General features: G+C 61.1%; 23 protein-coding genes. 8 read left to right on the forward strand and 15 right to left on the reverse strand.

Going from position 1 to position 23,862, the window contains the following annotated elements:
• Positions 1-6: 6 nt before the first annotated feature.
• Both AYR47_RS16675 and AYR47_RS16680 read left to right on the forward strand, forming a co-directional pair.
• The gene (locus AYR47_RS16675; RefSeq protein WP_061435952.1) at positions 7-2,013 is read left to right on the forward strand and encodes a CocE/NonD family hydrolase; all 2,007 of its coding nucleotides are present in this window, start codon (positions 7-9) and stop codon (positions 2,011-2,013) included.
• Between the two features lie 83 nt (positions 2,014-2,096).
• Positions 2,097-3,032, forward strand: coding sequence for a LysR substrate-binding domain-containing protein (locus tag AYR47_RS16680; RefSeq protein ID WP_061435953.1), 936 nt, complete (start codon positions 2,097-2,099; stop codon positions 3,030-3,032).
• A gap of 3 nt (positions 3,033-3,035) precedes the next feature.
• On the opposite strand, the gene AYR47_RS33150 is transcribed toward AYR47_RS16680, so the two are convergent.
• From AYR47_RS33150 to AYR47_RS16690, 3 genes are all read right to left on the reverse strand, one after another.
• Entirely contained in the window at positions 3,036-3,158 is a 123-nt protein-coding gene (locus AYR47_RS33150) for a hypothetical protein (RefSeq protein WP_256348291.1), read from the reverse strand.
• A 110-nt stretch (positions 3,159-3,268) separates the two neighbouring features.
• Positions 3,269-4,435 carry a catalase family protein gene (locus tag AYR47_RS16685; RefSeq protein ID WP_033897690.1) on the reverse strand — a complete coding sequence of 389 codons (1,167 nt, stop codon included), beginning with the start codon at positions 4,433-4,435 and terminating at the stop codon, positions 3,269-3,271.
• Positions 4,432-6,240: a di-heme-cytochrome C peroxidase gene (locus AYR47_RS16690; protein WP_061435954.1), complete on the reverse strand. Its 1,809-nt coding sequence runs from the start codon at positions 6,238-6,240 to the stop codon at positions 4,432-4,434. The genes AYR47_RS16685 and AYR47_RS16690 overlap by 4 nt, the downstream gene beginning before the upstream one ends.
• A 258-nt stretch (positions 6,241-6,498) precedes the next feature.
• Here AYR47_RS16690 and AYR47_RS16695 point away from each other — a divergent pair, with 258 nt between their 5' ends.
• The 4 genes from AYR47_RS16695 (at position 6,499) to AYR47_RS16710 (ending at position 8,805) form a co-directional block, all read left to right on the forward strand.
• Positions 6,499-7,230, forward strand: coding sequence for an FKBP-type peptidyl-prolyl cis-trans isomerase (locus tag AYR47_RS16695; RefSeq protein ID WP_033897692.1), 732 nt, complete (start codon positions 6,499-6,501; stop codon positions 7,228-7,230).
• 313 nt (positions 7,231-7,543) lie between these two features.
• A complete protein-coding gene (locus tag AYR47_RS16700) occupies positions 7,544-8,002 on the forward strand; it encodes a YkvA family protein (RefSeq protein WP_061435956.1) in 459 nt (152 codons plus the stop codon).
• A 93-nt stretch (positions 8,003-8,095) separates the two neighbouring features.
• Positions 8,096-8,437, forward strand: a complete 342-nt coding sequence (locus tag AYR47_RS16705; RefSeq protein ID WP_061449434.1) for a helix-turn-helix domain-containing protein — start codon at positions 8,096-8,098, stop codon at positions 8,435-8,437.
• Complete coding sequence (locus AYR47_RS16710) at positions 8,434-8,805, forward strand: hypothetical protein (protein WP_005786715.1); 372 nt, start codon at positions 8,434-8,436, stop codon at positions 8,803-8,805. Before AYR47_RS16705 ends, AYR47_RS16710 begins: the two co-directional genes overlap by 4 nt.
• On the opposite strand, the gene AYR47_RS16715 is transcribed toward AYR47_RS16710, so the two are convergent.
• Together AYR47_RS16715 and AYR47_RS16720 are read right to left on the reverse strand one after the other, a co-directional pair.
• Positions 8,802-10,571 carry a bifunctional diguanylate cyclase/phosphodiesterase gene (locus AYR47_RS16715; protein WP_028615784.1) on the reverse strand — a complete coding sequence of 590 codons (1,770 nt, stop codon included), beginning with the start codon at positions 10,569-10,571 and terminating at the stop codon, positions 8,802-8,804. The genes AYR47_RS16710 and AYR47_RS16715 overlap by 4 nt on opposite strands.
• A 118-nt stretch (positions 10,572-10,689) precedes the next feature.
• On the reverse strand, positions 10,690-12,771 hold the full coding sequence (locus tag AYR47_RS16720) for a carboxy terminal-processing peptidase (RefSeq protein WP_208603903.1): 2,082 nt from the start codon (positions 12,769-12,771) through the stop codon (positions 10,690-10,692).
• A 138-nt stretch (positions 12,772-12,909) separates the two neighbouring features.
• Here AYR47_RS16720 and AYR47_RS16725 point away from each other — a divergent pair, with 138 nt between their 5' ends.
• The gene (locus AYR47_RS16725; protein ID WP_061435960.1) at positions 12,910-13,872 is read left to right on the forward strand and encodes a zinc-binding dehydrogenase; all 963 of its coding nucleotides are present in this window, start codon (positions 12,910-12,912) and stop codon (positions 13,870-13,872) included.
• A 160-nt stretch (positions 13,873-14,032) separates the two neighbouring features.
• Here the strand turns inward: AYR47_RS16725 and AYR47_RS16730 are convergent, their stop codons facing one another.
• The 6 genes from AYR47_RS16730 to AYR47_RS16755 all read right to left on the reverse strand — a co-directional run bounded on the left by AYR47_RS16730 (position 14,033) and on the right by AYR47_RS16755 (position 19,314).
• The gene (locus AYR47_RS16730; RefSeq protein ID WP_033897697.1) at positions 14,033-14,686 is read right to left on the reverse strand and encodes an HAD family hydrolase; all 654 of its coding nucleotides are present in this window, start codon (positions 14,684-14,686) and stop codon (positions 14,033-14,035) included.
• 29 nt (positions 14,687-14,715) lie between these two features.
• Positions 14,716-15,705, reverse strand: coding sequence for an ABC transporter ATP-binding protein (locus AYR47_RS16735; RefSeq protein WP_061435961.1), 990 nt, complete (start codon positions 15,703-15,705; stop codon positions 14,716-14,718).
• The gene (locus AYR47_RS16740; protein ID WP_010211611.1) at positions 15,702-16,502 is read right to left on the reverse strand and encodes an ABC transporter permease; all 801 of its coding nucleotides are present in this window, start codon (positions 16,500-16,502) and stop codon (positions 15,702-15,704) included. The genes AYR47_RS16735 and AYR47_RS16740 overlap by 4 nt, the downstream gene beginning before the upstream one ends.
• A complete protein-coding gene (locus AYR47_RS16745) occupies positions 16,489-17,325 on the reverse strand; it encodes an ABC transporter permease (protein ID WP_016980250.1) in 837 nt (278 codons plus the stop codon). Before AYR47_RS16745 ends, AYR47_RS16740 begins: the two co-directional genes overlap by 14 nt.
• A complete protein-coding gene (locus AYR47_RS16750; protein WP_033897699.1) occupies positions 17,322-18,128 on the reverse strand; it encodes an alkaline phosphatase family protein in 807 nt (268 codons plus the stop codon). The genes AYR47_RS16745 and AYR47_RS16750 overlap by 4 nt, the downstream gene beginning before the upstream one ends.
• A gap of 109 nt (positions 18,129-18,237) precedes the next feature.
• Positions 18,238-19,314, reverse strand: a complete 1,077-nt coding sequence (locus tag AYR47_RS16755; protein ID WP_061435963.1) for an ABC transporter substrate-binding protein — start codon at positions 19,312-19,314, stop codon at positions 18,238-18,240.
• Positions 19,315-19,665: 351 nt separating this feature from the next.
• Here AYR47_RS16755 and AYR47_RS16760 point away from each other — a divergent pair, with 351 nt between their 5' ends.
• Positions 19,666-20,391, forward strand: a complete 726-nt coding sequence (locus AYR47_RS16760) for a UTRA domain-containing protein (RefSeq protein ID WP_033900319.1) — start codon at positions 19,666-19,668, stop codon at positions 20,389-20,391.
• On the opposite strand, the gene AYR47_RS16765 is transcribed toward AYR47_RS16760, so the two are convergent.
• Genes AYR47_RS16765 through AYR47_RS16780 form a run of 4 tightly spaced genes read right to left on the reverse strand, consistent with a single transcriptional unit; the run spans position 20,372 to position 23,845 of the window.
• Entirely contained in the window at positions 20,372-21,286 is a 915-nt protein-coding gene (locus tag AYR47_RS16765; protein ID WP_061435965.1) for a metal ABC transporter substrate-binding protein, read from the reverse strand. The two genes, AYR47_RS16760 and AYR47_RS16765, sit on opposite strands and share 20 nt — an antisense overlap.
• Complete coding sequence (locus tag AYR47_RS16770; RefSeq protein ID WP_061435967.1) at positions 21,286-22,185, reverse strand: metal ABC transporter permease; 900 nt, start codon at positions 22,183-22,185, stop codon at positions 21,286-21,288. Before AYR47_RS16770 ends, AYR47_RS16765 begins: the two co-directional genes overlap by 1 nt.
• Entirely contained in the window at positions 22,182-22,928 is a 747-nt protein-coding gene (locus tag AYR47_RS16775) for a metal ABC transporter ATP-binding protein (RefSeq protein WP_061435968.1), read from the reverse strand. The genes AYR47_RS16770 and AYR47_RS16775 overlap by 4 nt, the downstream gene beginning before the upstream one ends.
• A complete protein-coding gene (locus AYR47_RS16780) occupies positions 22,925-23,845 on the reverse strand; it encodes a metal ABC transporter substrate-binding protein (protein WP_061435970.1) in 921 nt (306 codons plus the stop codon). Before AYR47_RS16780 ends, AYR47_RS16775 begins: the two co-directional genes overlap by 4 nt.
• Positions 23,846-23,862: the final 17 nt, after the last annotated feature.

A 23,862-nucleotide genomic window follows, 5' to 3' on the forward strand; every position in this document is an offset into this window, starting at 1 on the left:
TTACTGATGGAAATCGTCACTGAATTTGCTTACACCGTGCGCGAAATCGAGCACTGCCTGATCCCCTTGAAGGACGGCACCCAACTGGCCGCCCGTATCTGGTTGCCGGAAGTCGCCGGTTTGCAGACCTTCCCGGCAATCCTCGAATACCTGCCGTACCGCAAACGCGACGGCACCGCCGTACGCGACGCGCTGACCCATCCGTGGATGGCGGGGCAGGGCTACGTGTGTGTGCGGGTGGACATGCGAGGCAATGGTGAATCCCAGGGCCTGATGGCCGATGAATACCTGTTGCAGGAACAGGAAGACGCCCTCGAAGTGATCGACTGGTTGTGCCAGCAACCCTGGTGCGACGGCAATGTCGGCATGATGGGCATTTCCTGGGGCGGCTTCAACGGCCTGCAAGTCGCCGCGCGCCAGCCCGAAGCGTTGAAAGCGATCATTACCCTGTGCTCCACCGATGACCGCTTTGCCGACGACATCCATTACAAGGGCGGCAACCTGTTGATGGAGAACTTCGGCTGGGCTGCCACCATGCTCAACTTCAGTGCGGCGGTGCCTGACCCGCTGTTGGTCGACGACTGGAAAAGCCTCTGGCACCAACGCCTGGACGCCATGCCGTTGCTGGCGGAAACCTGGCTGCAACACCAGACCCGCGATGATTACTGGCGCCACGGCTCGGTGTGCGAGGACTATTCAAAGATCAAGGCCGCCGTGTATGCGGTGGGCGGCTGGGGCGATGCCTATCGCAACACCGTTTCGCGCCTGATGCAAAACCTGCCGGGCCCGAAGAAAGCCATGATCGGGCCGTGGATCCACAAGTACCCGCATTTTGCTGTGCCGAACCCGGCTATTGGCTTCCTGCAAGAGGCCAAACGCTGGTGGGATCACTGGCTTAAGGGCATCGATAACGGGGTAATGGATGACGCAGCCTGCACTTTTTACCTACAGGATATTCTGCCGCCGAAGGGCAGTTATGCCGAGCGGCCGGGTATCTGGGTGCAAACGGCAGGTTGGCCGGATCCGCAGGTGCAATGGACCGATTTCAGTCTCGGTGAACAGGGGCTGAGTGCAGGATCAGAGCCTTTGGCGGCGCCGCGCAGTCTCTGCTCGCCGCTGACCACCGGCCTGCATCAGGGCGAATACTGCGCCATCTGGTTTGGCCCCGACGGGCCGACGGATCAACGCCGCGATGACGCTAACTCGCTGTGCTTCGACTCCCCACCGCTGACCGAGCCGCTGGCGCTGCTCGGCGATGCACGTCTTAAGTTGCGCCTGGCCAGTGACACCGCCTGTGGCCAATTGGTCGCCCGGCTGAATGCGATAGCGCCGGACGGGCAAGTCACGCAGATCAGCTACGGTGTGCTTAATCTCACCCTGCGTGAGGACTTTTCCCAGGTAACACCTGTAGTCCCTGGTGAACCGATGGATGTGCAGCTAAACCTCGACCACATCGGCATGCGCCTGCCCGCCGGCTACCGTTTGCGCCTGGCCCTCAGCACCGCGAGTTTCCCGTTGCTGTGGCCGAGCCGCGAGCTGACCACCCTGACGTTGTTGCCGAGCCTGCAAAGCCTGCAACTGCCGATATTCAACGGCGAGGCGGTGGACTGCCCGTTCGAAGCGCCGCAGTCGGCTACGCCGGTCGCGATGGAAGTCCTACGTGCTGCTGCGCCGAAACGTACGTTGATCGAAGACGTGGGCAGTGGTGAAGTCTGCGTGAAAATCGAAGATGATTTGGGTTCGGTGCGTTTTACCGACCACGGTTTGTCGGTAGACCAGCGCTGCACCGAGCAGTACCGCACCTTGCCTTGGGATCCACTGTCGACGCGCGCCGATATCGAATGGCACTACCGTGTCGGCCGCGACCAGTGGGCCGTGGAGGTGGAAAGCCACTTGAGCGTGCACGCCGATGCCGAGTGGTTCTACATCGAAGCGGAGCAGACCGCCTGGGAAAACGGCCAGTTGGAACACCGTCGGCAATGGAGTAAACGCGTGGCCAGGGTCGCGCTCTGAGCAGGCAACTGGCAGGATGCACGCCAACGTGATCTCTGCGGGCCTGGGGTAACCTGGGCCCGTCATTGCCAATGGACTTGCTCATGTCGCGCCGAAACGTCGATCTTCCTCCCCTCAACTGCTTGCAGACCTTCGAAGCGGCGGCCCGCCATTTGAGCTTTACCCAGGCGGCCCATGAACTGAACCTGACCCAAAGCGCAGTCAGCCGCCAGGTTAAGCGCCTCGAAGAAGACCTGGCCCGCCCGCTGTTTTATCGGTTGGCCCAGGGCCTGAGCCTGACCCCCGCCGGGGTACGTTATTTCCGTACCGTCCAACGCCTGTTGCGCGAGCTTGATCGCGAGTCCGCCGAGTTGCGCAGACGCGGTGCCGATCGCCAGTTGACCCTGGCCAGCACGCCCACCATCAGTTCCATCTGGCTGGCCGGTCTGTTGCCGCAGTTCCAGCGCGACCACCCGGACCTGGATATCCGCATCCTGTGCAGCGAAAGTCCCAGCCACCTGGATGTCAGCGAATACGACCTGGGTTTGTTCTATCACTTGGATGAACTGGCGGCGCCCCACGGCCTTGAGCTGTCGCCGGTGTTTGACAGCGAACAGGTCATCACCGTGTGCAGCCCCGATTACCTTGAGCGTCACGGCCCGATTCGCGACCTGCATCACTTGTTGCACGCTCACACTTTGCTGATCGTTGAGGACCACCATCACGACTGGCTCACCTGGGCCGACTGGTTCGCTGATGCGGGCGCCGATTACTACTCGCCGCGTCACGCCTTGCGCACCAACAGCTATCAACTGTTGATGCAGTCGGCGGTGATGGGGCACGGCGTCGCCCTCGGCTGGAAGCGCTTGCTGGACAGCGACCTCGATTCCGGGCGCCTGCAAATGGCCTTGCCCCACAACATGCACAGTCGCGGCCGCCTGCACTTGATGCAGCCACATCACCGCAACCCGCCGGCGGCGGTGCGCAGTTTTCGTCAGTGGTTGCAGGCTCGAACGGCGGAGCCAGAACAGGCTGGCTGAGGGTCAGTGCTGACCGGTTTTTTTCTTTTTGGTCTGGCGTGTTGCCAGGTGTTCGAAGCAAAAAGACGCGGTGCCGAACACGGCGATCAGGGTCAGTACGATCATGCCGAGGGTTGAGCTTTCCACGGTGATTTCCTACGGGTGATGGGGTAGGTACTCACGGTAGAGGCGGGGTGAAAACGGCTCAATAGACCCGACGCAATCCTTACGCCGTCGGGTCCATTGTTACGCATTCTTTACGGAGCGTTGCGGCTGTGGCGGTAATCGCTGACCGCTTCGTACACCGCCTTGCGCAAGCGGTTGATGCCGCCGATTGGGCGGTGTTCCGCTACACCAAACCAGGGGTTGAACGACTGGTTGTCGCACGCCAGGTTCTGCTCGGGTGTGTCGAAATCCTGCGCCGGTATACGCACCTTGGCCACGGTTTCATAGGGCGCATCGCTCTCCTTCCATTCGATGCTGGTGTCTTCGATCGGCATGAATTTCTGCGGGTTCTGCCGCTGGATCTGCAGCACGAAACACGCAGGCACGCGGTCAGTGGACAGCTGCTGGCTCAAGGCGCTGCGCAGGAAGTTCGGCAGGTCCTGGTTCTGCTTGGGCAGTTGATATTCCGGGCAGCTCTGCGGGTCGGGTGCGACGCGGAACTTGGCGTTGGCCGCGCCGAACTTGTAGGGCGACACCGAAAAGTAGGTGGTCTGCGTCGGGCTGGCCGGTGCGGGCGCCAGGGTCGCCAGGGCGATAAACAGATGGCGTACCTGCCAGGTCCGTGGGTCGGCCTTGGGGAAGAACGCCAGGACTTTCTTGCCATCTGCTTGCGCGCCGATGTTCTGCGCGTACTCCGCCACATCGCTGACAAAGAAGTTCGGGTGGCTGAACATCACGAAGTCCTGTTCCGTGCGCGCCTGTTGGTCGGCCAGCAGTTGCTTGCCCGGCACGTCCAGCAGCTTGAGCGCCATGCCCCGCGCATCACGGATGCTGTCGAACTGCGGGTAGGCGTTGCCGTTGGACAGCCGCATCATCGCCTGCCAGGTCTTGCCCGGTTCGGCGAACACGCCTTGGCGCAATGCCGGGTCGAGGTCGGCCAACACGCTGACCTCGGCCTTCACGCAACCATGGGCCTTGGCATGGGCATCGCGCAGGTAGCGTGTGCCTTCGCGGTGCTGGTCGACGATGCGCACCGCCGTCTGGATGATGCCTTGGGTCATCGCCGCTTCGCCGGGCGGAGTCTGCTCATTCGGCGACACCGGGCCGCTGTGCTGCCAGGCATACCAGGCACTGGCGCCCAGCCAACCGAGCAGGCCGAGGCCCACCAGCCACAGCAGGGTCTTGCCGAGGAATGCGCCGATGCGCAGCCACAGGCGGGCGAGCAGGGAAGGTCGGTCGTAGGGGGATCGAATCATCATGGCAGTTGTTGCTCCAGCGGGCCGCCCAGCACTTTGAGGTATTCCAGCAGCGCCCAGCGTTCCTGCGGCAGCAGGCCACGGCCGATTACGCCGTTGCCACGACTGCCGGCACGGAATTCGTGACCGCTGTTGTGGTTGCCGGTGATTTTGGTATCGAACAAAAAGGCATTCTTGAACGCACCGGTCTCGAAGCCGAGGTGGCGCGGGTCGTAGTTGAACGTGCCTTTATAGAAGGTGGTGCTGCGCTCGTCCTGGGGCGAGAGCAACTGGTAGATCGTCGGCACCGAACCGTTATGCAGGAACGGCGGCGTCGCCCAAACGCCCGCCAATGGCCGTGCCTTGTAGGCGCGCAACTCACGTACGCCGATGGGCAGGCCGTAGCCGTCCAGGCGCGGGCGTTCGGCCGGGGTTACGCCAGCGGCGCGGTAGGCATGTTCTTCGACGAACGCGGTGACGTAGGCAAGGCCCTTGGCCACGGACAGCTTTTTCAGGTCCAGCGGCTCGGTCGGCGTGGGGTGCAGTTCGACGTTGAGTTTGGCCAATTCCGCCAGGTCCCATTGCAACGCGCTGAGGTCGTAGCGCTGGTCGGCGATGTTGCTGGCTGTGCCGGGGTCGGTGCCGATGTAGTCCACTGGCAGCATTTTCAGCTGTTGCACCGGGCGTCCGCCTTCCTGGCTGACGCTGGGCACATGGCAGCCGGCGCAGTTTTCGGCAAAGAGTGCGCGGCCTTGAGCCGCGAGCGGCTTGTCGACGGTGCCGAACAGGTCCTCGGGCCAGGTCGGTGGCTTGAGGCGTTGCAGGGTTTCTTCGATCAGGTTGAGGTCGCGTACCCGCACGCTGGATGGGTAACGCGCATCGCCTTGGAGTGGCTGGCCGGCGTCGTCGAAAAACGCCAGGGTCGCGCCGACCCCCAGGGCTTCGCCGATATTGCGCGCCATGGGCTGCTGGGCCGATCCGTTCCACTGCACCCAGTCGAAGGTCCAGATGTCCCACAGTTGCGGGTAGTCCACCGGCGCATTGGCGACGCGATAATTATCCGGGGAAATGGCATCGCCAAAGCTGGCGTTGGCGATACGGCCAAAGGCGTCCGTACGGCCAGGGCCTTCTTCAGTGGGGTAGAGGCCACGGTGAGTATCGTTCCAGGCTACTTTGAGGAACTGGTTCAGTGATTGCTTGAAGTCCTTACGCAGTTGCGTGTGCTCGGCGTCGTAGCGATCCCCCAGCACCTGGCGGGCAAAACGTTCGAACTTCCACGGGTTGTAATAGGTGGCCGCCAGGCTGGCGACCAGGGCCTGACCGAAACTGCCGCCGCGCAAGGTTGGCACGCTGGAGGGCAGCACGTGCTGGGCGGAACCGCCGTCGATACGCAGGGCCTGGTTTTTGTAATGCAATTCGCCGGTGTGGCAGGCGGCGCAGGTGATATCCAGGTATTGGGCGTTGCTGCCGGCGTTTTTATGCCGGGCGAAACCCACCGGCAGGTTGCCGGGGTTTTGCGCAGTGGGCACTTGCTTGGGGTCCACCAGAAAGCCAAAGCGCGCCAGATACTCGGGCGTTGCGAAACGCTGTTCGGAAAACGGCAACTCCAGAGCGGTGAACCAATCGTAGTGCAGGCCTTTTACCTGGGTGCCCTGGGGCGTGAAGTAATAGGTCTGGCGGTCGGCGGCACTCCATTGGTCCTGGTAGTGCACCTGCTCCACGGGCACGTAGTCCGGCAGCTTGGGGTTGACGGTGTAATAGAGCACCACGGCGAGGGCGATGCCCAGCAGGGTGAATATCAGGAGTAAAACACGGGAAAAAATGCGCAAGATGGCTATCCTTGTCTCGGCCTTGTCGAGTTGTCGCGATGTTATGCCACTACGCCACAGGTGCGGCAAGTGGCCATGAGCCCGGTAGTGGGCGGTCCCGCGATCCTTCGCGGGCCTCCATCATGAATGAAAATGCTTTTAAACACGTGAACTTATCAGAAGTTTCCTGCTCACATGCCGGTAGCCATTGGTCGTGGCCGCCTGATAAGCTCGCGACTTTATTCGAATGCCCTATTGGCGCATGAACAAGGAAATAGCATGAAACAGCATCGGTTGGCGGCGGCGGTGGCCCTGGTTAGCCTGGTACTTGCGGGTTGTGATTCGCAGACCAGCGTAGAGCTGAAAACCCCGGCGCAGAAAGCTTCCTACGGCATCGGCCTGAACATGGGCAAGAGCCTCGCCCAAGAAGGCATGGATGACCTGGATTCCAAAGCAGTAGCCCAAGGCATCGAAGATGCCGTCGGCAAAAAAGAGCAGAAGCTCAAAGACGACGAGCTGGTTGAAGCGTTTGCCGCACTGCAGAAGCGTGCTGAAGAACGCATGACCAAGATGAGCGAAGAGTCGGCAGCCGCCGGCAAGAAATTCCTCGAAGACAACGCCAAGAAAGACGGCGTCGTCACCACCGCTTCCGGTCTGCAGTACAAGATCACCAAGAAAGCCGACGGCGCCCAGCCTAAGCCGACTGACGTGGTGACTGTGCACTACACCGGCAAACTCACCAACGGCACCACCTTTGACAGCTCCGTGGATCGCGGTAGCCCGATTGACCTGCCGGTCAGCGGCGTGATCCCAGGTTGGGTCGAAGGCCTGCAACTGATGCACGTGGGCGAGAAGGTCGAGCTGTACATTCCTTCGGACCTGGCCTACGGCGCACAAAGCCCAAGCCCAGCGATCCCAGCCAACTCCGTGCTGGTATTCGACCTGGAGCTGCTGGCCATCAAGGACCCAGCCAAGGCTGACGCTCCTGCTGCACCGGCTGCCAAGAAGTAACAGGCGCCTGAACACACAACGCCCCGTCTCGACGGGGCGTTGTTGTTTCTGGGGGTTGCAGAGCCCGCACCCGCACACATCCGATCGAACGCCTGCAACCTGCAACAGTCTGATATAAGACTCGAGTACGGGTAGCCGCACATCAACGCCAAGTCAATGAAATCTTGGGTTTTTTTTCAGTGCGCAAAAAACGCCCGATCTGACTGCAAGCCTTGTACTACGTGGCTTTCAGCGCAGAAAATAGGCTCTGTTCACAAGGTTATCCACAATTTGTGTGGATAACCTTTTATGTCGCCTGGAACTGGAGTGACCGATGAAACCACCCTTCAATTTCACCCGTTTCCTGCCCATGGCCGCACGCCTCCTAGGCCGTGGGCGCTTGCCGACGCTGCTGTTCGCCGTCGCCGCCAAGGGCTCCAACCAGGGCAATCGCCTGGGCAAGCTCAAGGATGACCTCAAGTTGCTCCAGGCCCTGTGCCTGGCTTACTGGCGCGGCGAGTACCGGGCCATCAGCCCCAAGGCGCTGATCTCGGTGGTAGCGGGCTTGATGTACTTCCTGAGCCCGATCGATGCGATCCCGGACTTTATCCCTATGTTCGGCATGCTCGACGACATTGCCGTGCTGGCATGGGTCATGAAGACCCTGGACGGCGAACTGAGCGCCTTTCGCGCCTGGCGCGACGCCCAGCGTCCGGAAAAGCTTGCCGTGGTTGAGCGCCTGCCTGCGACTCCCGCCCTGCTGGCCAAGGAAAACCCGCAAAAAAACGGATGACGTGACTATCCCCCTGCGACCTTTAGGGCTGTTAGGATTACACTCCTAAGGAAAGAGCTTACTAAGTAAGTGCAGTTATCCTACGGGGCAGTCATGGATATTCAGATAATTTCACGCAATGGCGAACCCGAGTACGCGGTGTTGCCATGGGATCAGTACCAGGCGCTGCTAAAAGCTGCCGGTCAGCAACAACCGACGCTTCCTCCTCTTTCATCGCCTGCCCAAGCCGCCCCTGTACAGGACCTGCGCCCACTCGCAGACCTGCGCGGCTTGCGTGAGGGCAAAGGCCTGGCGATCGAAACCCTGGCCCGCACCGTGGGGATCAGCCCCTCCTATCTTGGATTAATTGAAAGTGGTGAACGCCAGCCGGATGCCGCAATCCGCCGCAGCCTGGCCTGGGAATTGGGCGTTGCAGGTTGGAGGGATGAATCTTGAGCCTACGTATCAGTCGTCAACACTGGGATGGGTTACTCAACGAACTAGACCAGGCGCGCCGCCAGCGCCATTTGCTGACCTACCGCGCGCTGCTGGAGCGCTTGCAATTCCCCACGCCGGCCATGCAGACCCTGGCTGCCGCTCTGGAGCACCTGGCGGCGTTGGACGCCAAGGCCGAGCAGCCGCTGCGCAGCTCACTGGTGATCAGCCAGGGCGCCAGTCGCCTGCCGCGCACCGGTTTCTTTGAATGTGTCGAGCGCCTGGGCCGTTTCAGCGGGCCGTCCGATGGCGTGGCCGCTGCCTCCTGGCACGCATCGGAAGTGGTGCGGGTGTTCGAATATGAGTACCCGGAGTCTGCCGAGGCCTAAAGCGCCTGGGGCAGCGCGTCCATGCTGTCGATCACATGGATGCTGTACCCGGCCATGTCCTTGGCATGGTGCTTGGCCTGCGAGGCCAGCTCCGCCAACTGGCTGGCATCGAGTTGTCCACAGGCCTGTGGATACAAATGCACCACGCCGATGGACAGTGACAGCAGCGCAAACTCCTGGCGCACGCCCTGGCGGTTGAGCGCCACGAAGCAGCCAGCCTCCAGGTGTTCGGCGCGGTAGAAACGTCGGCATTGGGTGTGGAAGTCATCCAGCAGCTGATTAAGGCGTTTGCGCCAATCCTGCGGGCCCAGTACCAGCAAAAAGTCATCACCGCCGATATGCCCGACAAAGTCGCGGCTGGGGTCGACACGGTCGTTCAGGCACTGCGCCAGGCACAACAACACCTCATCCCCACGCCCATAGCCGTAGATATCGTTGAATGGCTTGAAGCTGTCGATATCCACGTAGCAGATCACCGATTCGCGCTGTTGCTGCAGCAGTCGCGTCAGGCACTGCTGGATCGGCACGTTGCCCGGCAGCAGGGTCAGCGGGTTGGCGTAGCGCGCTTGTTGGATCTTCAGCTCGGTGATCAGTTTGAGCACATCGATCACCCGACCCAGGCCCAGGTAATCGCCATTGAGCGTGATGATGAAGTCTTCTTCGATGCGTTGCCGCGCGCGGCTGGTAAGCAAACGGCTGACTTGCTGCAGGGACTGACTCAGCTCCACTGCCAGAAAGTCGGTGCTCATCAAACGACTGATGGGCTTGCGCGCAAACAGGTCGGTGGCGAAGGGTTTCAGCAGCGCATCCGACAGCGAATGCCGGTGGACGATACCGATTGGGTGCCCGCGCCCATCCAGCACCGCCAGGGAATTGAGGTTGGCCTGGCGCCGGAACGCTTCCAGCACCTGGGCGGTGGCGGTGTCCTGATCTACTGCTGGCTGTTCGCTGAGCAAGGCGCTGAGGTCGCTGCCTTCGTCGTTCAGCGCCACGTTGGCGCTGTCGGGCTTGGGCAGCATCAGGCGCGCTTCCTGCGGCGGTTGTTCCTGTGGACGGCAGAGCAGGTAGCCTTGGACCAGGTCCACGCCCATCTCCGTCAGTACCGCCAACTCTTCAGGCAACTCGATCCCTTCGGCAATCACTTGGGCCCGAGACGCCTTGGCAATTTGCAGGATGGAGCCGACAAATTCCCGCTTGAGCGCATCCTGATGGATGCCGTCGATGAAGTGGCGGTCGATCTTCACATAGTCCGGGCGCAGCTCCGACCATAGGCGCAGGCTGGAATAACCGGCGCCCAGGTCGTCCAGGGCAATCGAGAACCCCATGTTGCGGTAGTGGTGCAGGGCGGTTTGCAGTAAATCGATATCGTTGGTGGGGGTTTGCTCGGTGAGCTCGATTACCACTTGGCTCGGTGGAATACCGAAGTCACGCAGCAATTGCAGGGTGCGCCCTGGTTGATGTGCAGTTTCCATCAACGATTGTGGCGAGACATTGAGGAACAGCTTGCCCGGTAGCTTCTGTTCACTGAAGCGTCGGCACGCGCTTTCGCGGCAGGCGATCTCCAACTCACTGAGTCGCCCGGCCTGGCTGGCCACCGAGAACAGGGCGATGGGGGAGTGCAGCGGGCTGTTGGAAGGCCCACGACTGAGGGCTTCATAGCCGAGAATGCGCCGTTCAGACAGGCTGATGATCGGTTGGAACAGGCTGTGCAAACTGCCTTGAGCCAGGATAACGCCCAATGCATTCAGCTGTTCGGTCATGGTCATGGCGATCTCGATCGAAAAAAAAGGACCGCAGGCTGGAAACCTGCGGTCCTTCATTTCACGACAGAATGATGTCTATATGATGACACTCCGCGGAGCGATCACATTAAATCGCCATCATTTACTGCTTGGCTACCTGTTTGGTGATCTTCAGGTAGTCCAGCAGGATCCGGCCCGTCTCGGCCAGGTAGGCGTCGTCTTCCGGCTTGGTCTTGTCGGCTTCGGCCGGCAGCGCATCTTCGTCTTCTTTCTTCAGCTCCTTGAGTGGATCTTCACCCTTGGCCTTGCGGCGGATGTTTTCCAGGACAAGTTGCTTGTTTTCGATGTCGGAGTGCTGCGCGCGGCGATCCACTTCATTGAGGCTGACGGTTTTTTCTTCCATCAGCTTCTTCGCCAGGGCCAGCTTGTCGCGGATAAACACAAACTCGGCATCCTTGGCGGAGCGGGTATCGTGGTCAGCCTTCAACTGCGCCAGGAATGGCTTGAACGGATCCGATGCCGGCTTGATCGCAGGGCGGATGGTGTCCCACGGCATGGCTTCCGGCAGGGCGCTTTCGCCGATTTCCTTGGTGTCGATGATCGACGGGAAATCGATGTCCGGCAGTACGCCCTGGTGCTGGGTGCTCTGCCCGGAAACCCGGTAGAACTTGGCCAGCGTCAGTTTCAGCTCGCCATGGTTCAGCGGCTGGATGGTTTGCACGGTGCCTTTGCCGAAGGTCTGGCCGCCGATGATCAGGGCGCGGTGATAGTCCTGCATGGCACCGGCAAAAATCTCCGAAGCCGAGGCCGAGAGGCGGTTGACCAGCAACGCCATCGGGCCTTTGTAGAAGGCGCCTGGGTTCTCGTCTTCGAGCACGTCGACGCGGCCGTCAGCGTTGCGCACCAACACGGTCGGACCCTTGTCGATAAACAGGCTGGTCAGCTCAGTGGCTTCCTGCAGGGAACCGCCGCCGTTGTTGCGCAGGTCGATGACCACGCCGTCGACTTTTTCCTTCTGCAGTTCGGTCAGGATTTTCTTGACGTCACGGGTGGTGGACTTGTAGTCCGGATCGCCCGCGCGGAAGGCCTTGAAGTCCAGGTAGAAGGCCGGGATTTCGATCACGCCCAGCTTGTAGTCCTTGCCATCCTGCTTGAGGTTGAGGACTTTCTTCTGCACGGCCTGGTCTTCGAGCTTCACCGCTTCACGGGTGATGGACACGATTTTGCTGGTCTGGTCGTTCGGCGCATTGGTGTGCGGAATCACTTCCAGGCGCACCACACTGCCTTTCGGCCCACGGATCAGCTTGACCACTTCGTCCAGACGCCAGCCGACCACGTCGACCATCTCTTTGTCACCCTGGGCAACACCGATGATTTTGTCGGCCGGAGCCACCTGCTTGGTCTTGTCCGCCGGACCTGCCGGCACCAGGCGTACGATCTTGACCTGGTCGTTGTCGCTTTGCAGGACGGCACCGATGCCTTCCAGCGACAGACTCATGTTGATATCGAAGTTTTCCGCGTTATCTGGCGACAGATAATTGGTGTGCGGATCGTAGGACATCGCGAAGGTATTGATGTAGGCCTGGAAGATATCTTCGGCGCGGGTCTGGTCCAGACGCGCGAGCTGATTCTTGTAGCGCTTGGTCAGCAGCTCCTGGATGGCCTTAGGCTCTTTGCCGGCGATCTTCAGGCGCAGCACCTCGTCCTTGACGCGTTTGCGCCACAGGTCGTCGAGGGCGGCGGTGCTAGTCAGCCAAGGCGCGTCCTTGCGGTCCACCAGAAGGGTTTCCTTCTGGGTGAAATCGAGCTTGTCGACGCCTTTGTCCAGCTCACCCAAGGCGAAGTCCAGACGCGCTTTGACGCGGTCCAGGTAACGCTTGTAGATGGTGAAGCCAGGTTGCAGGTCGCCGCTCTTGAGGAAGTCGTCGAACTGGGTTTTCCACTTGTCGAACTCGGCGATGTCGCTGGCCAGGAAGTAGCTGCGCGACGGATCCAGCAGCTTGAGGTAGCTGTCATAGATGATCACCGAGCGCGCGTCGTCCAGCGGCGGCTTGCTGTAGTGATGGCGCTTGAGCAACTCGACGACGTTAAGGCTGGCAATCACCTCATCGCGATCCGGCTGAAGGTTGTCCCAGCTGTTGGCTGCGAACGTATTGGTCGACATCGACGCAAAGCCGAGACCAATGAAAAGAGCGAGGGCGGTGCTGGGGAACAAATGCTTCATGCTGATTCGACGCGGGGGCAATTGATAACGCATATTAGGCCGTCTTTGAGGGAGCCGGTTCCATATGGTCCGGTCGCATAATGCAAAAAGCCCGGCGATACAGCTACGGGCTCAGTCCAGACTCACTATGGAGGCAGTGTGAAAGCATTGCAAGGCGTTGACGGTCATGTGGCGTGGTTGGAAGAACCCGTTCCTACGTGCGATGTAGGGCAAGTTCGCATTCGTGTGGCGGCAGCGGGCCTCAATCGCGCCGATTTATTACAGCGCGCGGGGCTTTATCCACCGCCGCCAGGCGCCAGCCAGGTGCTGGGCCTGGAGTGTTCCGGGGTGATCAGCGAAGTGGGGGCGGGCTCATCCTGGCAAGTCGGTGACCGTGTCTGCGCGCTGTTGGCCGGGGGTGGCATGGCCGAGGAAGTGGTGGTGGATGCGCGTCACGTTCTGCCGGTGCCGGAAGGATTGTCGCTGATCGAAGCGGCGGCGTTGCCTGAGGTGTACAGCACCGCGTGGCTCAACCTGTTCCAACTGGCCGGCCTCAAGCCCGGTGAGAAAGTGCTGCTGCATGCTGGCGCCAGTGGCGTGGGCTCGGCAGCGATCCAGCTGTGCAAGGCGTTCGGCAGCCCGTGCTGGGTCAGCGTCGGCTCGGCGGAGCGCCTGGCCTATTGCGAGGCGCTCGGCGCCCAGGGCGGCGTGGTACGCACCGATGGCCTCGAAGGGCTGCGGGATTTCGGGCCGTTTGATGTGATCCTCGACCCGGTGGGTGGCGACTATGCGGCGCTGGATCTCAAGCTGCTCGCCCTGGATGGCCGTTGGGTGTTGATCGGTTTGATGGGCGGTCGCGAGGCCAAGTTGGACCTGGCGCAGGTGCTGGGCAAGCGTATTCAGCTATTGGGCTCGACTTTGCGCAGCCGCAGTGATCAGTTCAAGGCCGACCTGTTCAGCGACTTGAGCCAGCATGTTTGGCCGTTGTTTGTTGAAGGGCGCCTTAGCCCGCAACTGGCCAAGACCTTCCCCATCAAGGATGCCGAGGCGGCGTTTGCCGAGTTGGCGACCAACCGGATTTCCGGGAAGTTGGTGTTAGTGATTGATGAGGCCTTGAACTGATCTCAATTTGAAATGCAGTCCAAATGTGGGAGCGGCGGTGCGACGATTCGACTTGCTCGCGAAGGCGGCGTGTCTGTGAAGAATGTTTCATCTGACACACTGCCTTCGCGAGCAAGCCCGCTCCCACATTTGATCGCATTTCAAATCAGGGAAGTCGGTTTCAGACCCAGTGATGGATCGGCCAGCCAGCCTTTTCGGCATGCTCGCGCAACACGGGATCCGGATTCACCACCTGCGGATGATCCACCTTCAGCAACAACGGCAAGTCATTGCGCGAATCCGAATAGAAATACGCGCCCTCCAGCGACTCGCCTTCCTGCTCCAACCATTCCAGCAACCGCGTGATCTTGCCTTCGCGATACGTCAGCACATCCACCGTACGCCCGCTGTATACGCCATGGCTGACTTCAAGGTTGATCCCCAGCACTTCATCAATCCCGATCCGCGCCGCAATCGGCGTGACCAAGTGCGTGCCCGACGCCGAGATCACCAGGATCCGGTCGCCATTGGCCCGATGACGGGCGATGGTCTTGGTGGCTTCGCTGTAGATCAGCGGCTCGATCACGTCCTCGACCCAGGGCTCCACCAGATGCTCGATTTCCTCCGGCGTGCGGCCGATCATCGGCTCCAGGCTGAAGTCCATGAAGTCTTCCATTTTCAGCTTGCCCTGGCTGTAGGCGTCCATCAGTTCGTGGTTCTTGCGCATGAACGACTCAGGGTCGACCCAGCCCAGGCGGCCCATCTGCTCGCTCCACAGGGTGGCGCAGTCACCGTGGATGAGGGTGTCGTCCAGATCAAAAATTACCAATGCCATCGGTCACGCTCTCTCAATCAATCGTTGCATCAGGCTACTTCACACAGGGCGCTGGGGTCGATGGAAAGTGCCAGGCGTTGCCCCTCGGGGTACAGATCGTCAGCCGAACGGTTGAGCACATCCACCACCAACTCCACGCCGCGCGCTTCGATGCGGTAGCGAATCACGTTGCCCAACAGGCTGTGGCTGCGCACCAGGACGTCCAGGTCGCCATCGCGGCTCAGTTCGATGGCCTCCGGGCGAATGGCAATGCGGCTGTTGATCGGGCGTTGCAGCAATTGGCTGGCCTTGTCGGCGTCCAACAGATTGTAGTTGCCGATAAAGCCAGCGGCGAATACGTCGACCGGCGCGGTGTAGAGGGTCTCGGCATCGCCGCTCTGCACGATCTTGCCCTGGTTCATCAGGAAGATCCGGTCGGACATGGTCAGGGCTTCTTCCTGGTCATGGGTCACGAAGATCGTGGTCAGCCCCAGCTCGCGCTGGATCTGGCGGATCTGCTCGCGCAGGTGCTTGCGAATCCGTGCATCCAGCGCCGACAGCGGCTCATCCAGCAACAACAAACGTGGGCGGGTGACCAGGGAGCGGGCGAGGGCCACGCGCTGGCACTGGCCGCCGGACATCTGGTGCGGGTAACGGCTGGCGAGGTCCTTGAGCTCTACCAGTTGCAGCACTTCCTGCACGCGCTTGTGACTGTCGTCGGCGTTGACCTTTTGCATGCGCAGGCCGAACGCGACGTTCTGCTCCACGGTCATGTTGGGAAACAGTGCATAGCTCTGGAACACCATGCCGATGTGACGTTTCTGCGGGCTCAATGGGACGATGTCCTGCCCATCCAGCAGGATTTTCCCACTGTCCACCGAGGTCAGGCCGGCAATGCACCGCAGTAGTGTGGATTTGCCGCAACCGGACGGGCCGAGCAGGGTGACGAACTCACCCTTGGCGATCTCGCAGTTGATATCACTGAACACCGGGGTGCCGGCGTAGCCTTTTTGCAGGTGTTGGACGCTGACGAAGCTCATTGGCTTTTGTCCTTGTTCAAGATGTTGGCGGCCCAGGTCAGCACCAGCACAAAGAAGAAATAGGAGATCACGACGGCACTGGTGAAATGGCCGCTGCTGTTGCGCATGTTGTTCAGGTACACCTGCAGGGTCTCGTAGCGGGTGCCCACCAGGATGTTGGCGAACACGAACTCACCGAACAGGAACGAGAACGACAGCAGCAACGCCACCATCAAGCCTTTGCGCAGGTTCGGCAGCACCACCAGGATCGCCGCCTGCCAGGTGCTGGCGCCGAGCAGTTGCGAGGCGTCCATCAAGTCGCGCAGGTTGATGGCTTGCAGGTTGTTGGTGATCGCCCGGTACATGAACGGCAGCGCGACGGTGAAGTAGCAGCCGATCAAAATCCACGGCGTGCCGACCATCGCCATCGGCCCGGAGCCATACAGCTGCAGCAAACCCACCGACGACACCACCGGTGGCACCGCGAAGGGCAGCAGGATCAGGATGTTCATCAGCGCATCGAGCTTGGGGAAGTGGTAATGCACCACGAACAGCAGCGGCAAAATCAGCACCACCGACAGGATTAGCGCGCCGACACACACCAGCAACGACTGCCCGAAGGCCATCAAAAAGCGCGGGTCGCTCCATAGCTGCACGTACCACTTCACCGTGAAGCCGGCGGGCAGGATGGTCGCTGACCAACTGCTGGCAATGGAATAGACGAAGGTGCCCACCAACGGCAGCACCAGGATTGCAAACAACAGCCACACCACCACTCGATGGTAGAGGGAGGCCGGGCCGGCTTCAGCGCGAGACATGGTAGCTCCTCTTGAGCAGCAGTTGATGGACCACGGTGACCACGGTCATCAGCGCCACCAGCACCACGGCCAGGGCGCTGGCCATGTTCGGGTCGAGGGATACATCACCGGAGACCAGCCCGGCGATACGGATCGGCAGCACGTTGAAGTTACCGGTGGTCAAGGCGTACACCGTGGCATAGGCGCCCAAGGCGTTGGCCAGCAGAATCACGAACGTACCGAGCAGGGCCGGGGTGAGCACGGGCAGGCCGATATGCCGCCAGAACTGCCAGCCATTCGCGCCGAGCAGTGCAGCCGACTCACGCCAGTCTTCGCGCAACGCATCGAAGGCCGGGTAGAGCAGCAACACGCCCAGGGGAATCTGGAAGTAGGTATAGAGGATGATCAAGCCGGTCTTCGAATACAGGTTGAAGTCCTGAATGATCCCCGCCTGCTTGAGCATGATCGTGATGCTGCCGTTGAAGCCCAGCAGAATGATGAACGCGAAGGCCAAGGGCACGCCGGCAAAGTTGCTGGTCATGTTGGCGAAAGCGGTGACGAAGTTACGCAGCGGCGAATCCACTCGACGTAACGAGTAGCTGCCCAGCGTGGCGATGATGATGCCGAAAATGCTCGAGTAGAAGCTGATCTCCAAACTGAACTGGATGGCTTGCAGGTAGAACTTCGAACTGAAGATACGTACGAAGTTTTCCACACCCCAACCGGCTTCTTCGGTTTGCAGGCTGTTGATCAGCACCCAGACCAGCGGGGCGATTTCGAACACGATAAAGAACAGTGCGAAGGGCACCAGGCACAGCAGCGCCAGCCATTTGCCACGGATCATTTCAACAGCTCCTGGCAGACAGGTTTGTCGTGGGGCACGCCGAGCAACTCGCAGACGGTGCCGCACAGGTCGGTCTGTTTCGGCATGGCGTTGGGGTCCAGGCTGAAGGCATTGCCGAGGACAAACAGCGGTACTTCGCGCTCTTCCGGCAACAGGCCGTTGTGGGAACGGTCGTTGTTCATGCCGTGGTCGGCGGTCACCAGCACTTGGTATCCGGCGTCGAGCCAGGCTTGCAGGTAATCGGCCAGGATAATGTCGGCCGAGCGTGCGCTGTTGCGGTATTGCGGGGTGTCGAGGCCGTGCTTGTGGCCGGCGTCGTCGATGTTCATCGGGTGCACCACCAGGAAGTTCGGCGCGTGTTTGAGGCGCAGGCTTTCGGCGTCGGCAAACAGGTGGGAATCCGGGTAGTGGTCATTCCAGTAGAAATGCCCGTGCTGGATCGCCAGTGACGTGTCGTCGGTATGACGGTCGCGGGCGGCGAGGAAGGGCGTGCGGTTGTACAACTCGCTGACCCAATGGTAAGCCGCCGCTGCCGTGGTCAAGCCGGCGTCGGTGGCGTAATGGAAAATGCTGCGCTGGTTGGACAGGCGCGAGACGTTGTTGTGCACGATGCCGCTCTGGATCGGAGGCACGCCGGTGAGGATGCATTCATACAGCGGGCGGGACAGGGCGGGCAGTTCACATTCCAGTTTGTAGAGGGCTGCGCGTCCTGCGCCGACATAGGCCTGCAAGTGCCCCATGGCGTGCCTCGCAACCTCGAAGTTCAGGCCGTCGAGCACGACAAGGATGACGTTGTGCTTCATGGGGGCTGGGGCTCCGCAACAGTAGGTTTGACTCAATTTCTCTGACTTAGCTGGGTTTAAAATGTGGGAGCAGGCATGCCAGCTCCCACACTGACCGCATTTCAGACCTTTACTTCATCTCTACGATGACCTGCTCGTTCCACAGCTGAGGCAGCTTTTTGGAAGTCGCTTCCCAAGCATCCGCATCCTTGATCGGCTGCGGGTTGGCCTTGGTGTACTGCTCGCCCGGGATCAGGTTCTTGGCGATATCGGCCGGCAGTTTCAGGTCGGTTTCAGCGCGGATCGGGCGCGCATTGCCTTTCGCCAGGTTGAGTTGGCCGGCGTCGCTGAAGATGTATTCGCGGGTCAGCTTGGCGGCGTTCGGGTGCTTGGCGTATTTGTTGATGATGGTGGTGTAGCCGGATTTCACCGAGCCGTCCGATGGGATCAGCACCACGTAGTCATCCGGGTTGGCCATCTTGGCCTTGTAGCTCAGGCCGTTGAAGTCCCAGACGATGCCCACTTCGACTTCGCCTTTTTCCATGGTGGCGATGGTCGGGTTGGACAGGCCGAGACGACCTTGCTGGGCAATCTTGGTGAAGAATTGCAGGCCTGGAGCGATGTTCTTCTCGTCGCCTTTGTTGGCGATGGCTGCGGCGAGTACGGCGTTGGAGGCCTGGGCCGCGGTGCTCACGTCACCAACGGAGACTTTGTATTTGCCGGTCTGCAGGTCAGCCCAACTGGTAGGCACCTCGGATCCGTGCAGCAGCTTTTTGTTAACGATAAATGCAATGGTGCCGGTATAGGCGAGGGCCCAGTGACCGTCTTTGTCTTTCGCCCAATCCGGCACCTGGGCCCAGGTGGACGGTTTGTACGGCTGTGTCACTTCCTGCTTCACAGCAATCGGACCGAACGCTGCGCCCACGTCACCGATGTCGGCGCTGGCGTTGTCTTTCTCAGCCTTGAACTTGGCGATTTCCTGGGCCGAGCTCATGTCGGTGTCGATGTGCTTGAGGCCATAGGTCTTGGCCAGGTCTTCCCAGGTGCCTTTCCAGTTGGCCCAGTCATCGGGCATGCCGACGCTGTTGACGGCGCCTTCTGCCTTTGCGGCAGCTTCCAGGGTTTTTAGATCGGTATCAGCGGCCATGGCGGCGGTGCACATGGCAATGGTCGAGCCTAACAGTGATGCCAGGAAAAGCTGTTTCATCCGAAGCTCCTTTGGGCGTTTTCAACGCTGCGTTTTTATCGACGTTTGCGGTGGTGTTGGTCTAGGTCAGCAATACCTGAGCCAATCTAGGCTCGATGGATGACAGTTTCATGTCGATGTCGTTTTTAAATCGCTGATGTCGCTTGTCGCAGAGTTAGCGTAGACCATGCCCAAGTGCCCGCATTGATTGGACTTGGCCGATGTATTGCAGGGTGTGCTAAGGGCGATGGATACGGACTGTCATCTGTCGGTCATCTGTAATGCCTAGGCTGGCAAGCTTGAGTGTTGGCCGGTTTACCCAGCGGTTTGTGCACCGGATCGGTGCTGGTCTAGTCCAGATAGGTAACGTTGATGCGTGATGAGGCAATCAAGGCGGTGACATCCATTGGCCTGGCGCTGCAAGAGCAGATCGACCACGGTTTGTTGCCGCCTGCCAGCAAACTGCCTGCCGAGCGCAAGCTCAGCGAGTTGTTTGGTACCACCCGGATTACCGTGCGGGAAGCCTTGTTACAACTGGAAGCCCAAGGCCAGATCTATCGCGAGGAGCGGCGCGGCTGGTTTGTCTCACCGCCACGGCTGGCGTACAACCTGATGCAACGCAGCCACTTTCACGCCATGGTCAGCGACCAGGGGCGCGTGGCGTCCACCGAAGTGATTTCGGCGCGCTTGCAGCCGGCGTCGGCGGCGGTGTGTGCGTGGTTGCAGTTGCCGGCGCTGTCCAGTGTGATTCAGATCTGCCGGGGCCGACGGATTGATGGGCGCTTGGTGCTGTATGTGGAGCACTACCTGAACCCGCAGTATTTTCCGGGGATCCTGGCGTGTGATTTGAATCAGTCGATGACGGAGTTGTACGCGCGCAAGTACGACCTGCACTACGGGCGCGTGCGCTTTGAAATCGTGCCGACCTCACTGCCGGTGGAAGCCGCCGCCGCGTTGCGCGTGTCGGTGGGCAGCCCGGGCTTGCGGATCGCCCGGGTCAATTATGATCAGCACCAGCGGTTGATCGACTGCGACCTGGAGTTCTGGCGGCATGATGCCATTCATGTGGGTGTGGATGTTATGGGGTCAGCGCCTTGATCACCTGATCCACATTGGTTTCCAGCTCTGTCACCGGCTCGGCACCGTCCACATTCAACACCAACAGTTTTGAATCACCGGCCGTGATAGCCGCCTTCACCGCGTCACTCGGCTGCCGATGATGCAGCACCACTGCCACCTCGTTGTCCTTCAGCTCGGCACTCAGTTTTTGCAACGCCTCAGGCGTCCACTCCGCGTCGGGTCGCGCATCGGTGCTGAGCACTTCCAGGTTCAAACTGCTGACCAGGTAGGCGAAGTGATCACTCAGGCTGACCACACTCAGGTTATCCGCCTTGGCCAGTCGCGCCTCGCTGTCGGCGGTGAGCTTGAGCAGGCGCTGCTTGAGGGTGGCGAGGTTGGCGTCGATCTTCGGTTTGGCAGTGGGCGCCAGGCGGCTCAGGTCGGCGGCCAGCACATCGGCCATGCGTCCCATGTTGTTGCTCGACTGCCACGGCTGACTGTTCAGCCCATCGGTGACGCCCGGCTGCACCGCGATGCCCGGCAGACCGCCGTCCACCGGACGTGCAGCGTCGACTTCAACGATGCGGATGTTGCTGCGCCGCGCCACCGGGTACAGCGGGTCATCGGCCCACAGCGAGCGCAGGCCGATGGCAGCGTCGGCGTCCAGTGCCAATTTGCTCAGAGCTGGCGCGCCTCGGCCGGTGAAGTAGGACACTTGCCGCGAACCCGGCAGGTTGGCCGGGGCGGCGCGTTCGAGCTGCACGTCGGTGCCTTTGAGCAGTACTTCAGCCAGGCCATAGGTGATCGGCAGCGAGGCCAGCACTTTGACCGGTTTTGTCGCGTGGGCAGCTGGTTTGGCCGCTTCAGCCGCCATCAATGGCGTGGTGAACAAGCAGGCGATGGCCAGGGCCAGGGGAGAAAGAACGGAGCGCATTATCCAAGATTCCCTTTAAGGCTGGGCACCGTGCCGCGCGCGATGGCGGCCAGGGCGAAGGCGATACCGGCGACCAGAATGATGGCGGCGCCGGACGGCACAGGCAGGTCGAAGATGATCGGCAGCAGGATCCCGCACAGGGTGCTGAAGGTGGCAATCGCGACCGAGATCCAGAAGAAGCCCTTGAGCGACTGGCTCAACAGGCGTGCCGCTGCGGCCGGAATGACCAACAGCGCCCCCACCAGGATCGCGCCGATGACCTTGACCGCCGCGACGGTGATCAGCGTCACCAGGATCACGAACAGATAATCCAAGGTCTTCACCGCCACGCCGCGCACCGCCGCTAATTGCGGGTTGAAGCTGGCCAACATGATGCGGTTGTACAGCGGCAGCGCCAGGGCCATCACCAACGAGCCGACCACCGCCAGCACCAGCAGGTCGTTGCCGTTGACCGTCAACACCGAGCCGAACAGCACGTTCTCAAGGATATGCACGTTGATCTTGCCCGCCAGGATTAGCAACAGGCTCGCACCCAGCGCCAGGGACACCGACAGGAACACGCCGATCAAGGTGTCCGGCGCCAGGCCGGTGCGGTTACGCAGGTAATTGAGCAGGATGCCGAACAGCAGGCAGTAGCCGAACAACGCGCCATACGGGCCGGTGTAGGGTTCACCGAGCAGAATGCCCACCGCCACGCCGGTCAGCGCAGCGTGGCCGACCGCTTCGGAGAAAAACGCGAAGCGCTTGACCACCACCAGCGTGCCCAAACCGCCCAGTACCGGGCCGATCAGCAGACCGGCGAGCAGGGCGTTGACCACAAAACCGTAGGCCAGCGCTTCCGGCAGATAACCGGAAGAGGCCCAGCCCTGAACCATCAAGCGAAAAGCTTCATAACTCATTGCGCCGGGCTCCGAGGGTGGGTGGAGAACAGGGTCAGCAGGCGATCCGGGGTCAACGCCTCTTTAGGCGTGGCGTCGAACAGCACGCGGCGGTTCAGGCCGGTGACGCGGTCGGCCAGGCGGCCCACGGCCTCCAGGTCATGCTCGATCCACAACACGGTGATGCCTGCCAGGCGCCAGTCATTGAGCAGGCGTTCGAACACCTGGATACCGGCTTCATCCAGCGCTGACATCGGTTCATCCAGCACCAACAGCTGTGGCGCCGGGATCAGTCCCTGGGCCAGCAACACGCGCTGGCGTTCACCGCCGGACAGCGCGCCCATGCGTCGCTTGCGTTTGTCCTGCATGCCGACGCGCTCCAGCGCATCGCCAATCGCGCCGGCGTAATGCTTGGACAGGCCCAGAAACGCCGGGCGCCGCTGGCACATGGCGGCCATGAAATCATCCACGGTCATCGGCAAGCCCCGGTCGAATTCCAGGGCCTGCGGCACATAGCCAATGGTGCCGGGTGTGGCTGGCCAGTGCAGGCTCAAGCGTCCCTGGTGAGGGGTTTGCCCGAGCAGCGTCTTGATCAACGAGCTTTTGCCGCCGCCGTTGGGGCCGACCAGTGCATGGATACTGCCCGGCTGTACCTGGAAGCTCACGTCATCCAGGATCACCGTGCGTCCCAGCGTTAGCGCAACCTGATCGAACTCAAGCGTCGGGCCGACGCTGACGGCACTCAGCTGTTCCGCCGCCGTCATGATCCGGACTCCTGAATCGCCCGCACCACCGTGTTGAGGTTGCCGGTCATCTCCACTTCGTACTTCTCGGCGCTGTACTCGCCGTAGGAAATATGCGACAGCGGGTACAGCTTGACCCCGGACTCACGCTGGATGGTGTCGACGTAGGTCGACGGGAAATCCATCTCCGAGAAGATCACCTTCACATCCAGGGCGCGCAGTTCATCGATGGTCTTCTTCAACTGGCTCGGGCTTGGCTCGATGCCGTGGGCCGGTTCGACCACGGCGGTAACTTCCAGGCCGAACTCGCGCAGCAGGTAGTCATAGGCCGCGTGCACCGTGGCCACGCGCAAGTCCGGGTTAGGCGCGCTGGTCAACTTGGCGAGTGCATCGGCGCGCATCTGGCGCAGGCGCTTGCCGTAGGCGCGGGCGTTCTGGGTGTAGGTCTTGGCGTTGTCCGGGTCCAGCTTGCCCAGTTCGCGGGCGATATTGTTGACCTGGGCAATCGACGCACTGATCGACAGGAACGTATGCGGGTTGACCACCTTGCCCGCACCGCGCGCGGCGTTACCGGTGGCGGCCAGCAGCGGCACGTTGGCGTTTGCCTCGATCACCGGGATGTCCGGGCGTTCGCTGGTGGCGATCATGCGGTCGGCAAAATCATCGTGGCCGACGCCGTTGAGCACGATCACGTCCAGAGTGCCGATGCGCTTGATGTCTTCGGCGCGCGGCTCGTAGGCATGCGGGTTGAAACCGGCCGGAATCAGCGGCACCACTTCGGCCTTGTCGCCGACGATATTCGCCACGTAGCTGTAATAAGGGTGCAGGGTGATGCCGATACGCAGGCGCTTGGCCGCCTCAGCATTAGCCAGGGGAGCCAGCATCAGGCTGAGCAGGCCAACCAGCAACAGGCGCAACAGGGGAGATGAAATAGACATGGGCAATCGGTCTTCTC

The organism is Pseudomonas azotoformans (genome assembly GCF_001579805.1).
GTDB classification, from domain to species: domain Bacteria; phylum Pseudomonadota; class Gammaproteobacteria; order Pseudomonadales; family Pseudomonadaceae; genus Aquipseudomonas; species Aquipseudomonas azotoformans_A.